The 14,793-nt window shown below is 73.6% G+C and carries 13 protein-coding genes and 1 pseudogene; 3 read left to right on the forward strand and 11 right to left on the reverse strand.

Going from position 1 to position 14,793, the window contains the following annotated elements:
* Window positions 1-110: 110 nt before the first annotated feature.
* The 3 genes and pseudogenes from LWC35_RS05625 to LWC35_RS40825 all read left to right on the forward strand — a co-directional run.
* The gene (locus LWC35_RS05625) at window positions 111-2,165 is read left to right on the forward strand and encodes an acetate--CoA ligase family protein (RefSeq protein ID WP_232868814.1); all 2,055 of its coding nucleotides are present in this window, start codon (window positions 111-113) and stop codon (window positions 2,163-2,165) included.
* The gene (locus tag LWC35_RS05630) at window positions 2,165-2,902 is read left to right on the forward strand and encodes an enoyl-CoA hydratase-related protein (RefSeq protein WP_232868815.1); all 738 of its coding nucleotides are present in this window, start codon (window positions 2,165-2,167) and stop codon (window positions 2,900-2,902) included. The genes LWC35_RS05625 and LWC35_RS05630 overlap by 1 nt, the downstream gene beginning before the upstream one ends.
* Before the next feature lie 340 nt (window positions 2,903-3,242).
* A pseudogene (locus LWC35_RS40825) lies at window positions 3,243-3,398 on the forward strand (ABC transporter substrate-binding protein); the annotation flags it as partial.
* A gap of 70 nt (window positions 3,399-3,468) precedes the next feature.
* Here LWC35_RS40825 and LWC35_RS05635 read toward each other — a convergent pair.
* The 11 genes from LWC35_RS05635 to LWC35_RS39015 form a co-directional block, all read right to left on the reverse strand.
* Window positions 3,469-4,470: a sigma-70 family RNA polymerase sigma factor gene (locus LWC35_RS05635; protein WP_232868816.1), complete on the reverse strand. Its 1,002-nt coding sequence runs from the start codon at window positions 4,468-4,470 to the stop codon at window positions 3,469-3,471.
* Between the two features lie 273 nt (window positions 4,471-4,743).
* Window positions 4,744-5,739 (reverse strand): zinc-binding dehydrogenase, encoded by a 996-nt coding sequence (locus LWC35_RS05640; RefSeq protein ID WP_232868817.1) that lies wholly within the window; start codon window positions 5,737-5,739, stop codon window positions 4,744-4,746.
* Between the two features lie 116 nt (window positions 5,740-5,855).
* A complete protein-coding gene (locus LWC35_RS05645; RefSeq protein ID WP_232868818.1) occupies window positions 5,856-6,509 on the reverse strand; it encodes a DedA family protein in 654 nt (217 codons plus the stop codon).
* Window positions 6,510-7,245: 736 nt separating this feature from the next.
* Window positions 7,246-8,832 carry a hypothetical protein gene (locus LWC35_RS05650; RefSeq protein ID WP_232868819.1) on the reverse strand — a complete coding sequence of 529 codons (1,587 nt, stop codon included), beginning with the start codon at window positions 8,830-8,832 and terminating at the stop codon, window positions 7,246-7,248.
* A gap of 642 nt (window positions 8,833-9,474) precedes the next feature.
* Complete coding sequence (locus LWC35_RS05655; protein WP_232868820.1) at window positions 9,475-9,777, reverse strand: hypothetical protein; 303 nt, start codon at window positions 9,775-9,777, stop codon at window positions 9,475-9,477.
* A gap of 63 nt (window positions 9,778-9,840) precedes the next feature.
* Window positions 9,841-11,019 (reverse strand): LLM class flavin-dependent oxidoreductase, encoded by a 1,179-nt coding sequence (locus LWC35_RS05660; protein WP_232868821.1) that lies wholly within the window; start codon window positions 11,017-11,019, stop codon window positions 9,841-9,843.
* Window positions 11,020-11,264: 245 nt separating this feature from the next.
* The gene (locus LWC35_RS05665; protein WP_232868822.1) at window positions 11,265-11,699 is read right to left on the reverse strand and encodes a hypothetical protein; all 435 of its coding nucleotides are present in this window, start codon (window positions 11,697-11,699) and stop codon (window positions 11,265-11,267) included.
* Between the two features lie 44 nt (window positions 11,700-11,743).
* Window positions 11,744-12,925, reverse strand: a complete 1,182-nt coding sequence (locus tag LWC35_RS05670; RefSeq protein WP_232868823.1) for an LLM class flavin-dependent oxidoreductase — start codon at window positions 12,923-12,925, stop codon at window positions 11,744-11,746.
* A complete protein-coding gene (locus LWC35_RS05675; RefSeq protein WP_232868824.1) occupies window positions 12,913-13,704 on the reverse strand; it encodes a sulfotransferase family protein in 792 nt (263 codons plus the stop codon). The genes LWC35_RS05670 and LWC35_RS05675 overlap by 13 nt, the downstream gene beginning before the upstream one ends.
* A gap of 4 nt (window positions 13,705-13,708) precedes the next feature.
* The gene (locus LWC35_RS05680) at window positions 13,709-14,665 is read right to left on the reverse strand and encodes a glycoside hydrolase family protein (RefSeq protein ID WP_232868825.1); all 957 of its coding nucleotides are present in this window, start codon (window positions 14,663-14,665) and stop codon (window positions 13,709-13,711) included.
* Window positions 14,662-14,793 carry a hypothetical protein gene (locus tag LWC35_RS39015; protein WP_269803700.1) on the reverse strand — a complete coding sequence of 44 codons (132 nt, stop codon included), beginning with the start codon at window positions 14,791-14,793 and terminating at the stop codon, window positions 14,662-14,664. Before LWC35_RS39015 ends, LWC35_RS05680 begins: the two co-directional genes overlap by 4 nt.

The raw sequence follows: 14,793 nt of genomic DNA on the forward strand, positions 1-14,793 counted from the left end.
CGACGTCGACTTAGCGTGAGCTGGCGGGACGGCGCATGAACTGTTCTTGAACTGGGCAAACGCGCTGCCCCGCCTGCCCGGATCCCTCGACGACGAGGAGGACCGCCCCGTTGGCCGCCGTCACCCCCACCGACTGGGAGCGGGTACTGAACCCGCGGACCGTCGCCGTCCTGGGCGCCTCCGGGCGCGCGGACAGCCCCATGGCCCGTCCCCTGCGCTGGCTCGCCGAGCGCGGCTTCGCGGGCCGCGTCGTCCCGGTGAACCCGAAATACCCTGAGCTCGCCGGCCTGCCCTGTGCCGCCTCGCTGGCCGATGTCGCGGGATCCGTCGACCTCGTCCTCGCGATGGTCCCGGCCGACCGCGCGGTGCAGGCCGTCCGGGATTCGGGCGCGGCGGGCGCGGCGGCGGTGATCGTGTTCGCGTCCGGGTTCGCCGAGGTCGGCCCCGAGGGCGCTGCCCTGCAGGCGTCACTCGTCGCCGCCGGCCGGGAGACCGGCGTGCGGGTGCTCGGCCCGAACTGTCAGGGCATCGTGCACACCCCGAGCAGGCTCTTCGCGAGCTTCTCCGCAGCGGCCGAGCGACCGCTGATCGGCAGCAGCGGGATCGCGTACGTGGGGCAGAGCGGGGCCATCGGCGGGTCGGTCCTGGACCTCGCCGCCGAACGCGGGCTCGACCTGACGACCTGGGTGAGCACCGGCAACCAGGCCGACGTCGACCTGACCGAGATCGGCCTGCACCTGGTGCAGCGCCCCGAGATCGCGGTGCTCGCGGTCTACGCCGAGGACGTGCCGGACGGCGCCGCCTACGCCCGCCTCGCCGAGACCGCCGCGACGCACGACACCGCCCTGGTCGTACTGCGTTCGGGCTGGTCGGCGGCCGGACGCCGGGCCGCGGTGTCACACACCGGCGCGATGGCCGGTGACGACACCGCCTTCCGGCTCGTCTCCCGCCGGCACGGCGTCGTCCTCGTCGACGACGTCGAGGAGCTGCTCGCCGCGGCCACGATGCTGCGCGGCCAGCCCCGGCCCGCGGGGCGCGGCGTCGCCGCCGTGACGACGTCGGGCGGGGCCGGGATCCTCGCCGCGGACCGGTGCGAGGGGCTCGGCCTCGTGCTGCCGGTGCTCGCCCCGGAGACGCAGGACAAGCTCGCCCGGGTCGTCCCGGACTTCGGGGCGATCGCGAACCCCGTCGACGTCACGGCTCAGCTCTTCAACCGGGGTGACCGCGCGTTCGGCGACGTCTGCGGGATCGCCTGCGCCGATCCGTCGGTCGACTCCCTGCTCGTGCTGGTCACGATGGTGACCGGGCAGGAGGCCGTGGACCTGGCCGCGGACCTCGCCGCCGCCATGGCGGGCAGCCCGGTGCCGTGTGCCGTGGCCTGGCTCGCGGGTCCCGACCGCACCGCCGAGGCGCGCGCCCTGCTCACCACGGCGGGGATCCCGGTGTTCGGCTCGATCGCCGTCGCCTCGAAGATGCTCGCGGTGCTGGTGTGCGAGCCGGGCCCGGACTCCCCCGCCGCCACCGCGCCGCACGCCGACCTGCCCGAGGACGGCTGGAAGCTGCTCGACGCGCTCGGCATCGCCCGCCCGGCGGGCCGCGTGGCCCGCAACCCCGAGGAGGCCGCGGGGATCGCCGCGGAGCTCGGCCGCCCGGTCGTCCTCAAGGCCGAGGGCCTGGCCCACAAGTCCGACGTCGGCGGCGTGCGGGTCGGGGTCCCGCTCGACCGGGTCGCCGCGGAGTCCGTGGGCCTGTTCGCCCTCGGGGCGGAGGTCCTGGTCCAGGAAACCGCACCCGCGGGGTTCGAGCTGCTGATCGGCGCCACCGGCAGCGCGGACGGCTGGCCGCCGGTGATCACCGTCGGGCTGGGCGGGGTGGCCACCGAGGTCCACCGCGACCTGGCCACGGCGCTCGGCCCGCTCGACCACGACGCCGCCCTGGCACTGCTGCGCACCCTGCGCAGCTGGCCGTTGCTCGCCGGCCACCGCGGCTCCCCACCGCTCGACGTCGACGCCGCGGCCGCCGCGGTGGTCGCCGTCTCCCGGGCCGCGGCGCATCCGCGCGTCGCCGAGCTCGAGATCAACCCGCTGATCGTGGGACGCGAGGGCGCGGTCGCCGTCGACGTCCTGCTCCGACACACCGACACGGGCCGGACGGGAGGACGCTGATGGGCCGCATCGTGCTGGACAAGGCCGACGGGATCGCGACGCTCACCGTCGACTCGCCCGACGTCAGGAACGGCCTCACGCCGGAGATGGGTCGTGAGCTCGTCGCGGCCTGCGAGGAGATCGACGCCGACGCGCGGATCGGCGCGGCCGTCGTCAGGGGTGCGGCGGGCACCTTCTGCTCCGGGGCCGACCGGCGCCGCTGGCAGCCCGGCGCCGACCAGGCCGAGGACGAGACCTACCGCAACAGCGGCGCGGTCTACCAGGCGTTCGTCCGCGTCGGGAGGCTCGCCGTGCCGACGATCGCCGCCGTCCGCGGCGCCGCCGTGGGCGCCGGGCTGAACCTGGCGCTGGCCACGGACCTGCGGATCGTCGCCGAGGACGCCCGGCTTCTGGCGGGGTTCCTGCGGATCGGCCTGCACCCCGGCGGCGGGTTCTTCACCATCGCCGGGCGCACCGCGGGCCGCGAGGCCACCGCCGCGATGGGCCTGTTCAGCCAGGAGATCGACGGCCGCCGGGCCGTCGAGATCGGACTGGCCTGGGCCGCCGTCCCCGATGCCGAGGTCGAGGACACCGCCCACCGGCTGGCCACGGGCCCGGCCAAGGACCCCGCCCTGGCCCGCGAGGCCGTCCGGTCCTTCCGCACCGAGCTGGGCCCGCCCGCGATCGGGTGGGACGCCGCCGTCGAGTTCGAGCGGGCCACGCAGATGTGGTCGCAGCGCCGCCGTAACAGCAGCTGACCGGCCGCCACGAGCAACCGAGCACGCTGCGCTGCAAGGGACAAGGAGGTCCCGGACTCGGCACGCCACACCACAGCACGGATCGTCGGGCCGGCTCTCGCCCTGCTGCTCCTGGCCGCCTGCGGCCGCGGCAGCGGGCGCTGCCCCAGGCCGACACCGGTCCGGTCGACTGCCCGCCGATGCAGGGCCCCGGGAACCGGGACGCGAACCTGACCTGGATCTACACCGTCGACAACACCAGCTTCGACCCCGAAGGATCACGACGAACAACAGCCAGATGTACCTGTATCCGGTCTACGACAGCCTGGTGCACGTCAACGCCGCGGGCGAGACCGAGCCGATGCTCGCAGAGTCCTGGCAGCTCTCCCCCGACGGCCGCAGCGTGGACATGCGGCTCATCGACGGCTGGCACTACCACGACGATGCCCCGTTCGACGCCGAGTCGGTGAAGGCCAACCTGCTGCGGCACCGGGACATGGAGGGCAGCTTCAACGCCAACCGCCTCGCCGTGCTCACCGACGTCCAGGTCCTCGGCCGAGACGGCGACGGCGGGGCACTTCCGCCGGTCAGGACGAGTCCGCAAGCAATCCCGGCAGGCCGAACAGCGCGACCAGCGCCGGATCGTGGAACTCGATCACGCGCGAGATGCCGGTGGCGGTTGCGGTCAGCACGACGATGCCGTGGGCGCGGAGCGCGCCGTCGGTGTGCCGGTTGTACACGACGGCGGCGGGCTGGTCGTTGGCGGTCGTGGCGATCATCCGCCAGTCGCCCGGCGCGCCCAGCACGTAGGTGTCCAGCACGTGGATGCAGTCCACCCGGCCCGCGTACCACTCGCGGAACGGCGTGGCCTCGAGCGTGGCGTCGGCGCGCAGCACCTGTTGCAACAGGCCGGCGTCGGAGCATTCGAAGGCGGCGATGTAGCCCTCGAGCAGCGCACGTGCCCGCGGATCGGTCGGTTCGAGCAGTCCCCCGGGTGCCGGCTCCAGCTCGTCCAGCCGGGCGCGGGCCCGCTGCAGTCCGCTCTTGACCGCCGCCGTCGTGGTGCCGAGGATCCGTGCCGTTTCCGCCGCGGAGAACGCCAGCACCTCGCGCAGGATGAGGATCGCGCGCTGGCGGGCGGGCAGGTGCTGCAGGCACGCGATGAGCGCCAGCCGGAGCGACTCGCGCGCGACCACTGTCGCGGCCGGATCGCCGGCGGCCGGGGTGACCCGGTGGTCCGGCAACGGTTCCAGCCACGAGACCTCGCCCGGCGGAACGTGACTCGGCGGGCGGTCGGGTCCATCGCAGGAAGCCGTCAGGCCCGTGGGCAGCACCCGGATCCGGCGCGGCTCCAGGGCGGTCAGGCAGACGTTGGTGGCGATCGTGTAGAGCCAGGACCGGATCGACGCACGGCCCTCGAAGCCGGCGTAGGAGCGCCAGGCCCGAAGATACGTCTCCTGCACGAGGTCCTCGGCCTGGTGCGCCGAGCCGACCATGCGGTAACAGTGCGCCAGCAGCTCCCGGCGGAACCGCTCGGTCTCGGCGACGAACCGGTCCTGGTCCGCCGCCCTCCGCGTCTGCCCCTTCACGCCGCGAGGGTAGGCCGCGGCCGCATGGTGAGGTCCGCGATCGTGCCGCAGTCCTCCTTCGGTGGGCGGCGGACCCGCGGCGCCTGCTCGCGATCCGATGCCCGGACCGTCGACCACAGGGGAACCTCCGCCGCCGGATGTGTGCTCCTCATGCGCTGCTGCCCTTCCTCCGGACCGGCTCCGCTCGTCGGGGCCGTCGTCCATGACGACCGGGACACCGGTCCGAAGGAATCGAATCCCAGCTCACCGCGCGTTCCCGCGGTGGCCGGGCGCTCAGGGCAGCAGGGCCAGCTTGCCGACGGTCGCCCGGGATTCCAGTTCCGTGAGAGCCCTCGGGCCGTCGGCCAGGTCGTAGACGGCGGGGCGAGCGGGGGCGAGGACACCGGCGGCGACGAGGGTCGACAGCTCACCCACGATCTCGCCGAAGATCCGGGGCGCGGCCTCCATCAACACGCCGATGTTGAGGCCGATCAGGTGAACCTGGTGCCTGTACACCAGGTCCCAGTTCGTGATCGAGGCGTCGCCACCGGCCAGGCCGTAGACGACGACCCGGCCGGTGACCGGCTTGGCCGCGGCGAGACCGGCCTCGAACGTGGCACCACCCGCCGACTCCAGCACCAGGTCGGCACCGGCACCACCGGTCAGCCGCAGCACCTCGGCAGCGATGTCGCCGTCGAGGGAATTCAGCACGTGGTCGGCGCCCAGCCCGAGCACCGCCCCGTGCTTGCCCGACGACGCGGTGGCGATGACCGTCGCGCCGTAGTGCTTGGCGATGGCCACCGCGGCCTGGCCGGTCGCGCCCGCCCCGGCGTGGACCAGCACGGTCTCCCCGGCGGCGAGACGGCCCAACGGCCTGAGCGCGGCGAGTGCGGTCGGCCAGTTCACGACCAGGCCCAGCGCCTGCTCGGCCGTCCAGCCGGCCGGCACCGGCGCCGCCGCGGCCGCGGGCAGGACCATGTACTCGGCGAAGGCCCCGTACCCCACGCCGATCACGCGGTTCCCCGGTCGCAGGCCGGCCACCTCCTCGCCCATCGCCACGACCTCGCCGGCGGCCTCGAAACCGGCCAGGTACGGGGGTCGCGGCCCGCCCGAGAACGTGCCGTGGGCCCTCGAGATGTCGGCGAAGTTGACCCCGGCGGCGACGACCCGGATCAGCACCTCGCCCCGGCCGGGGCGCGGCACCGGCGCGTCGGTGATCAGCCTGGTGTCCTGCGGCCCCTTCGACGAGGTCTGCTGTAACGCGCGCATGGTTGCGGGAATGCCCACCACGATCAGCTCCCCTCTCCTCGACTCACCGCGTCCCGGCGACCTCTCCGGCGGGACGCACTGTCGACCATGTAGACCTCTGTTACCGCAGGAAGGGATCGCAGGCCGCCGCCGGGGTGTCAGCGGGTCGCGTCGGCGCGGCGGCGCCGGCGTTCCCTGTAGAGCTCGGTAGCGAGCGGCAGCAGGGAGAGGACGACGATCACCGCGATGGCCGGGAGCAGGTAGGCGTCGATGCCGGGCACGAACCGCCCCAGGCCGTAGCCGGCGCAGACGAGTCCGACGGTCCAGACCAGCCCGCCGACGCTCTGCCAGAGGGTGAAGGTGGCGGTCGGGGTGTTCAGCGCGCCCGCGACCGAGTTCAGCACCGTGCGCACGACCGGGATGAACCGGGCGAGCACGATCGCTTTCGCCGGGCCGTACCGGGCGAAGAGCTCCTCCGAGCGGGCCATCCCCGCCAGCAGGCGCCGTCGCCCGGTGCGCCCGTGCAGCGCCCGCCCCGCGCGTCGGCCGATCCAGAAGCCCATCTGCGCACCCAGGAGCGCTCCGGCCGCCGCGGCGACGAGCACCCAGCCCAGCTGCAGGTGCAGGGTCCCGGCGCCGGTCGCGCAGAGCAGCCCGGCGGTGAAGAGCAACGAGTCGCCGGGCAGGACGAAGCCGATCAGCAGTCCGGTCTCGGCCAACAGGACCACCAGGATCCCGACGGTGCCGAACGACGTCAGCAAGTCTGTGGCGCTCAGCGGGTTGATCGCGAGCACCGTGGGGAGATCGTTCATGTCACGTCCTCGTCGGAGTCACCGGAGTCGCCGCCATCTGTCGGCGACGCTAGGCACGGGCGGGCTCGCTCTCGGCCAACCACGGGTGAGCGAGAGGCAAAACGCCCTGAGAGGGCGCTGTGTGCGTCCCCCCGGCCGGTCGGCCTCCGTCGCGTGCCGGCTTCGGCATCGGTCGGGGCGTAGCCTCCGGCCCATGGCTCGCCTGCTCGTCGTGGAGGACGACCACACGATCGGTCGGGCCCGTTGTCAGGCGCCCGGCGCGAGCCGCCGGCCCGACCTCCGGCCGGCAGTCCGCCCGCTCCCTAGCTCCTCCCGCGCGCTACCGCCGGCAGGCGGGTCGATCGGGCCGATGCCGTGCAGGAGCGCGATCTCGGCGGGACGCCCCGCCAGCACCGCCGCCGCCGGAGCACCATGGCGTTTCCTTGTCCCCGTGGGTGCCCAGAAGGTCCGGTGAGACCGAGGCGATCCGCACCGGGGACTCCCCGGACAACCTGCTCACCCGGCCCCGTCCGGCCGCGCGCCCGTCCCGCTCTGCATGGTCACCTCGAACCTGCCCTTCGGACGCCGGGGCGAGACGTGCTCCGACGACGTCACTCGCCGCAGCCATGGTCGACCGCCTCCCCGCCGTTGACACCGGCTCACACGTCGAGTCGTGGCGGACAATCCGTGCGTCGTCCGACTGGGGGTCAAGGGGCGACAAGGGTTCACAAGGGCGTCCGCGGTGAGCGCGGGCAGCTTAGCCCGGCGTCTCCCGCTCGAGGATCAAGTAGGTCTCTCCCACAGCGGCCGCCCGATACTGCCCCTCGAGCTGGATCCGAACATCGAGGAGAACGGAGGGACAGGCGAACACTTCGGCATAGCGTGGTGACCCGGTGGATGCGAGTGCCTCCCCGACCCTGTCCGGGGCGGCAGTGAGCGAGGTGAGGCCCGCGGCGGGCAGGCCGGGGCGCAGGACGATCCCAGAGGTCTCCTGCAGGTCGGCGCGAACCTGGCCGTAGGCCAGGAGTCGGTCGACATCGGCCCACTTGAGCGCCGGCAGGCCGATCGTCGGCCCGATGGTTGGAGCGCAGCCCCCGTCGGCCGGGACCGCGACGGTCGCGACGCGTGCCGCCGGGGGAACCACGCGCAACGCCGCGGCGGCCAGCTCGCGCTGACTCGCCTGTACCGCCAGCAGCTGCACAAGATGCAGACCGGAGAGAACCACCACCCCGGCGGCGACGACGGCTCGACGGCCGAGCGTCGCCCGCTTCCAGGGCAGCGCGGCCACCAGCAGCAGTATCCCGGGGAACAGCAGCCGTTGGTCCGGCTTGGTCAGGCTGTTGAGGTTGCCGACCGGGTCGAGCACCGCGACCACCACGAGCGTCAGTGCCGTCAGCACGACGGGATGCACGAAATCCCGCCGGCGAGCGCGGAGTCCGTCGACGGCCAGCCCGCCGAGCCCGAGCACGACGACGATCTCCACCACGGTCGTCGGCAGCGCACTCGGGAACGGGTCGAGCCGCAGGAAGAACTGGAACGGCTCGGCCAACGCCAGCGCCTTGTCGCGCAGCGAGGAGTAGAAGGACAGATGCCTGTCCCCAGGGCCGGCGGCCGTGTACCAGGCGAGCAGCACTACGGCGGGCGCCCCGGTTGCGGCCAGCGCAGCGGCTTCGCGGCGCAGTCCCCGCCGCGCCAGTACGGCGGCGTGGACGAGCAGCGCCAGCATCAGGACACCCCACGGGACCAGGTGCGACAGGAAGGTGACCAGCCCCAGAGCCGTCAGGCCGGCCACCCGCCGGCGGGTCAGGGCGTGCCCGGCGAGGAGCGGCTGGAGAGTGGCGATGCCGACGAACGCCAGCGGCAGGCCGAACAGGTAGCTGACGTATCCGCGGTAGAGGAAGTAGCCGAGGACCCACAGTGGTCCCGTGTACTCCAGCACGGTCGGTCTGCCTTGCAGACGACGCACGAGGAAGGCGTAGCCGGCCACGAAGCCGAGGCACCCGATCACCAGGAAGACGCGGCCGGCCGTCTGGATCGGCAGCACCATGTTCAGCAGCGCGATCCCGCCCGGCGCGGCGAGGTTCGGTACCGGGACCGGGAGCAGCGCGTAGACGTCTGTGACCGGCTGCCCTCCCGCCGTCCCGCCGGTGAGGATGTCGTGCACGATGCGACCCTGCAGCAACCACTCCGCGTAGTCGTAGAACGGAAGTCGGGCGGGGACGGCAACCACCGCAGCGGTCACGAGCCCGAGCGCGACCCACAACGCGGCGGTGACCGGCCTTCTTCGCGGGACATCGACCCGCTCAACCGGACCGGGGACGGCAGCGGTGATCGGGTTCGTCATGGCCGGAACGTAGGAAGGTCCGCGTGCTCGAACGGCAAACGCAAGGCAAGCGGACGGCAAACCGGCTCTCGAGTCGTCACACGGGCGACAAGTTTCGTGCTGGACGACGGCAACGTCGTACTCCGCCGACCGGCGATGCTGCATGCGGCCCTCTCGTCTTGGCGCGAGCAGCTGCGTGCTCCTCGCCGGAGCGCGCTTCAAATGCCTCAGGAAGTCTCGATCACCTCCGGTGGACGGCCGCCCGGACTTGGCTGCCCTGCAACCGCCCGCGCGCGATGTGTTCGGCAAGGGCCTCGCGCTGTGACCCTCGTCCGTAGGCGCCGAGGCGGGCGGTCGGACACGTGCGTCGGGGGCGGGGCCTACGCCCCTTGCCGCGGCACTTCTTCCCGAGCGCTAACCACCCCCTGGCCGCTCCGGGCCAGGCCAACCGAGCCGACAATTCCTCGGGGATCGAAGGCTCCCGGGTGCGTTTGCGTCAGCAGATCGGGGTCGCACAGACGATGCACCCCGGCGATCAGGCCGGCCCGCGCGTCTCGCTGACCCCGCTCCCCCATGGAATCATTCCCCCACGGAGTCAGCTGTTCGGAGATTCGCTTGTTCTGCCGGATCCAACAGAGCTCTGCCGCATTGTCCTCCTCAGTCTCACCAGCGGTAGGCATGGGTCCGCGGCGGACGCCAGCCGATCCATCGCAGCATGGCGACGACGGCGGCGAGGCTGACCACCGCGGTGAGGGCCAGGTAGCCTGCGGTCCACCACGGGCCGCCCCCACTCGCGGCGAGCGACCCGGTGAGAATGACCGGGGTGAGGCCGGACGCGTAGATTCCGGAACCTTTGAAGACCAGCGACATGCCCGTGTAGCGGACGTCGGTGTCGAACAGTTCGGCGAACAGCGTGGACTCCGCGCCGGTCATCAGCGCGTACCAGACCCCGAGCTGCAGGACCAACTCGCGAGGAGGACGGTGCGAGAGCGGGTGACCGGGCGGTTCTCGACCGCGTCCCCGCGGCTGTCATCGGCGGGCCGCCGGCGCGGCGAAGGGCACGGTCCGGGCCGCGTCGGTGCGCAGCCCGCCGCCGGGCGGGGGTTCCCACAGCCCCCGGCGCTGCAGGACGGGCAGCACGCCCTCCCCCATCCACCACGCCTCCTCGAGGTGCGGGTAGCCGGAGAGCACGAACTCGTCGATGCCGGCCTCGTGGTACTCGCTCATCCGGTCCGCGACCTCGATGTGGCTGCCGACCAGCGCAGTCCCGGCCCCGCCGCGGACCAGACCGACGCCGGCCCACAGGTTCGGCGCGATCTCCAGGCTCCTCGCGGTACCGCCGTGCCTGCCATGGTGCAGGGCACGCATCCGGCGCTGCCCCTCGGACTCGCTGGCCGCGAGCCCGGCCTGCACCTGCTCGATCGTGGCCGGGTCGAGCGCGGCGAGCAGCGACTCCGCCTGCGTCCAGGCCTGGTCGGCGGTGTCGCGGGTGATCACGTGCAGCCGGATGCCGAACCGCACGGTGCGCCCGCGGTCGGCGGCCAGTTTGCGGATCCATCCGATCTTCTCGGCGACCTGCGCGGGCGACTCGCCCCAGGTCAGATAGACGTCGGCGTGCTCGGCGGCCACGTCACCGGCGGCGGGCGAGGACCCGCCGAAGTAGATCGGCGGCACCGGGTCGGGCAGCCGGTCGAGGAACGCGCCCTCGACGTGCACGTGCTCGCCGTCGAGGTCGACGGTCTCGCCGTGCCACAGCCCCCGAACGACCTGGAGGAACTCGCGGGTGCGGGCGTAGCGGCCGTCCTTGTCGAGGAAGTCGCCGTAGGCGCGCTGCTCCTTCGACTCGCCGCCGGTCACGACGTTGAGCAGCAGCCGCCCACCGGAGTGGCGCTGGTAGGTCGCGGCCTGCTGGGCGGCCAGGGTCGGGGAGATCGAGCCGGGCCGGAAGGCGACCAGGAACTTCAGCCGTTCCGTGTGCGCGACGAGCATCGCCGTGGTCAGCCAGGCGTCCTCGCACCAGGCGCCGGTCGGGGTCAGCGCGCCGGTGAAGCCGACCTGTTCGGCGGCGCGGGCGACCTGGGTCAGGTACTCGATCGAGGCCGGGCGGATGGACCCGGCCGAGCCGGTTCCGACGCCGTGGCCGCCGCCGACGAGCTGGCGGCCGTCGCCGTTGGTGGGCAGGAACCAGTGCAGGGTGAGCGGGGGCATGGGGGTCCTTCGGGAAACGGTGGGTGGGCGGGTGCGGCGTCGGCCCGGACGGGCCGCAGGCGCCGGCGTCAGCCCGGACAGACGGCAGTGCGAACGCGGCCGAGGTCGACCCACAGCCGCCGGGTCAGCGCGCTCCCTCCCGTTCCTCGACAGGAACACGGAAGGTCTGCGAACGGCGAGTTCGCAGGCGTCGCCGTGTGCGTAACCCTTCGCACACAAAACCCTGGCCCAGCAGTGGCGCGCACTCAGGAAGGCTCCTTCCCGAGACTCGCGATGTCGGCCTCGACCCGCTCGGTCGCCGCTCGGAGCACCGTCTCGCCGTCGCCGGGCCCTCGGGTCCAGCGGGCCAGATCGCCCAGGTGGATGTCGTGCACCCCGGAGACGACGTTCCACCGCACCGGCCGGTCGGGCTCGCCACCGAGCACGTGCCACAGGTACTCCAGTGCCTGGCGGCGGGGAACCGGGTCGTCGCCGGGGAGCCGGGCGGCCGCCAGGCGCAGGGCCTCGACCGGGTCGCCCGACGCGGACGTGTCCACCGTCAGCATCGCCTGCGTCAGCACGGCCCGGACCTGAGTGAGCGCGGCGACCTGCTCCTCGGCACGCTCCCGCTCCAGCCGAGCGAGCCGCGCCCGCCACCGCCGCCACAAGCTCGCCGTGGCCCGGCGCGCGCCCGCACTCACGACATCCGCCGGCTCATGAACAACTCCGTGGGAAGGGTGATCGGTCAGGTCGCCGCGGTTCGACCCGCGGTCACGGACGGGCCCCGGGAACCGCCGCGGGCCGCCCACTCCTCGGCCAGGAGGGCCTGGGAGGCGACCCGGTCGGTATGCCGGTGGGTGATCGTGGTGACCAGCAGCTCGTCGGCGCCGGTGACCCGCTGCAGCGCCTCGAGGCGCTCGGCGACGGTCCCCGGCGTGCCCACGAACCGGGTGGCCAGTCGGTCGGCCACCAACGCCCGCTCCCTCTCGGACAACGGGTGCGCCGCCGCTGTGGCCGGCTCGGGGAACGGGATCGCCCCGGCGCCGGTGCGGATGCTGTGCACCCACGCCCCGTACCCGGCCGCCAGCTCACGGGCCCTCGCGTCGTCCTCGGCGACGACGACATCCGCCGACACCATCACATACGGCGCGCGCAGGCGCTCCGACGGCCGGAACGCCTCGCGATAGGCCGCCACCGCCTCGAGCACCGTGCCCGGGCTGACGTGGTAGTTCGCCGCGAACGCCAGCCCGCGCTCCCCCGCCACCACCGCACTCTCCCCGCCGCTGCTGCCCAGCACCCAGGGCTCGACGCCGGCCCCCTCCCCCGGCACCGCGTGCACCTTCACGCCCTCTGCCGACTGGTACCGCCCGGCGAGCAGGGCGAGCACGTCGTCGACGATCCGCTCGTAGGCCGGTGTCGTCGCGCCCGGCTGGCGCAAGAGCTCCAGCTGGGCCCGGAACCGCGGCGACCCCAGTAGCCCGGCGATCGAGAACGGCCGCGGGATCAGCACCCCGTCGACGACGCGGTCCTCCGGCGGCCCGGACCGCTCCTCGCGGGTGCGCGGCCCACCCGACCGGCCCAGGCCGAGATCGACGCGCCCGGGGTACAGGGCGTCGAGGATCCCGAACTCCTCGACCACCGACAGCGCGGTCCGGTGGCCCGTCTGCACCGCACCTGAACCCACCCGGATCGTGCTCGTGGCCTGCGCGACCGCCTGGATCAGCAGCGGCGGCGACGCTCCGGCCACACCGGGGTTGAGGTGGTGCTCGGCCAGCCAGTAGCGCCGGTAGCCCTGCCGCTCGGCGTGCCGGGCCAGGTCGACCGTGTTGCGCAGCGCCTCCGCCACCGTCGATCCCGCCGCGATCGGCGCCAGGTCCAGCACCGAGAGCGGTACCGGGGAGATCACCCCCGGAGTCATCGCAGCCATTCGTCCAGCTCCCAACCGGTCAGCGCGGCCACCCGCGGGACGTCGTCGGCAAAGCGCGGCAGCGTCGCGGCGCGCTCCGCGCTCGCCGGCCCGGACACGCGGCCGCGCACGTCCGGGCGGACCTGGTGCCGGGACACCCCCGCCACGATGCCGGTCTCGACCCCGAGGAACCGGCACACCCGATCCGTCGTTCCGGCGGGATCGTCGCGGAGCTCCCGGTAACGCAGCAGCAGCACCTGCTCGCGCGGGAAGAGCGAGAAGAGGTGCTCGAGCTGGCCGCCGTAGCGGCCCTGGGCGGTGTAGTGCCAGAAGTGCGCCCAACCCGCGGCGATCCGCTCCTCCTCGCGCTCCAGAGCGCGCACGAAGTCCGCCTCCGGCTCGAGGCCCGCGCCGCGCAGGTGCGCCCAGTTCGAGTGGGCCCGCTCGACCGGATCGCGCAGCACGGCGATCAGCCGGGCCTGCGGCAGAAGCTCCCGGATCCGCCGCTGCGCGTCGCGGTCGTAGAGGTAGAAGACCGTCGACTCGCCGCACAACGCGTCGGGATCGGCAGCGGTGAACAGGGCCTCGTACTCGTCCCGGCGCCAGACGTGCTCGCCCCAGGTCGCGAGGTCACCGGGGCCTCCACCGGAGTCCGGCGGTGGGCCGTCGGTGAGGAAGAACTTCGGCTCTTTCGGGGTGGACAGGAACAGCTGCGGGTGGCCGCTCAGGGCGTTGTGCAGGGCGGACGTCCCGCACTTCGGCGCCCCGAGCAGCAGGAAGTCCGGCAGACGCGAACCCACCGGCTCAGACCGCCGCCGCCGGGCGCCGATCGGCGGAGCGGACCGGCGGCAGCAGCAGCTCCGTGCGCAGCTCGTGCGCCCCGTCCTCGCGGGTGCCCTCGTAGTAGAGCCGGTACCCGCCGGCCACCTGTGGCACCACGCTGAGGTAGCGCAGCCCGTGCCCGGCATGGGGCGACTCCGCGACCGGCTCGTGCCCCTGGGCGGTGAAGACACCGGGGGTCCCGGTGGCGTAGGCCAGGCCGGTCCGCTCCTCCCAGTTCTCCGCCGCCGTGGCGCGGCCGTCGTAGGTGGCGGCCCAGCGGCCGTCGACCCGGAAGACCGCGCTGATCCGCACCCCCCTCGCGTCCCACCGCCCCTCGCGCGGCCCGAGCGCGGTGCCCTCGTGCCGCCACGCCAGGCCGTCCGTGCTGGTGTAGTACTCGGTGGTCATCCGGTCCTCGTGCTCCGGCACGTCCAACGGATGGACCGACGCCCACAGATGCCAGCGCCCGCCCTCGATGACGATCACCGGGTCCTTCACGGCGTGCCGCTCGTCGCCGGGCAGGACCGTGCGGCGCGGAGCCTCGGCCAGCTCCTCGGGGGCGTCGGCCTCCAAGACGTCGACCCACCAGTGCTTGCTCCCGGGCGTGGCACAACTGACGTAGAGCCGCCACCGCCCCTCGGGCGTGCGGACCAGGGCCGGGCGCTCCAGCGACTCCGCACCGAAGCGTTCCTTGGTCACCCGGGCGACCTCGGTGAACCGGATCCCGTCCGTCGAGCGGGCGAGCACGGTGGCCAGGCCGCGGCCGTGTCCCAACGGGGCACGCAAGCGATAGGCGGCGTGGTAGACGCCGTCGGCGAGGACGACGCTCGGGGCCCCCACCCAGTTGCCGGCACCGGCGCCGGGGGCCGCCACCGCGATCGCGGCGTCCTCCCACCGCGGGATCGGCAGCAAGGGCGGAGGTTCAGGGGCGGTGCTCAACTCAAGGACTCCTCGGGTGTGGCCGGGCCCGTCAGCCCGCGGTCGGTCAGGTGCGCGAGCAGCAGCGCGACCGAGTTCTCCACCGGCTGCTCGTGGGCGGGGATGACGAGGTCGGGCTCCAGCGGCAC

The sequence above is a fragment of the Pseudonocardia kujensis genome (assembly GCF_021283305.1).
Classification (GTDB): domain Bacteria; phylum Actinomycetota; class Actinomycetes; order Mycobacteriales; family Pseudonocardiaceae; genus Pseudonocardia; species Pseudonocardia kujensis.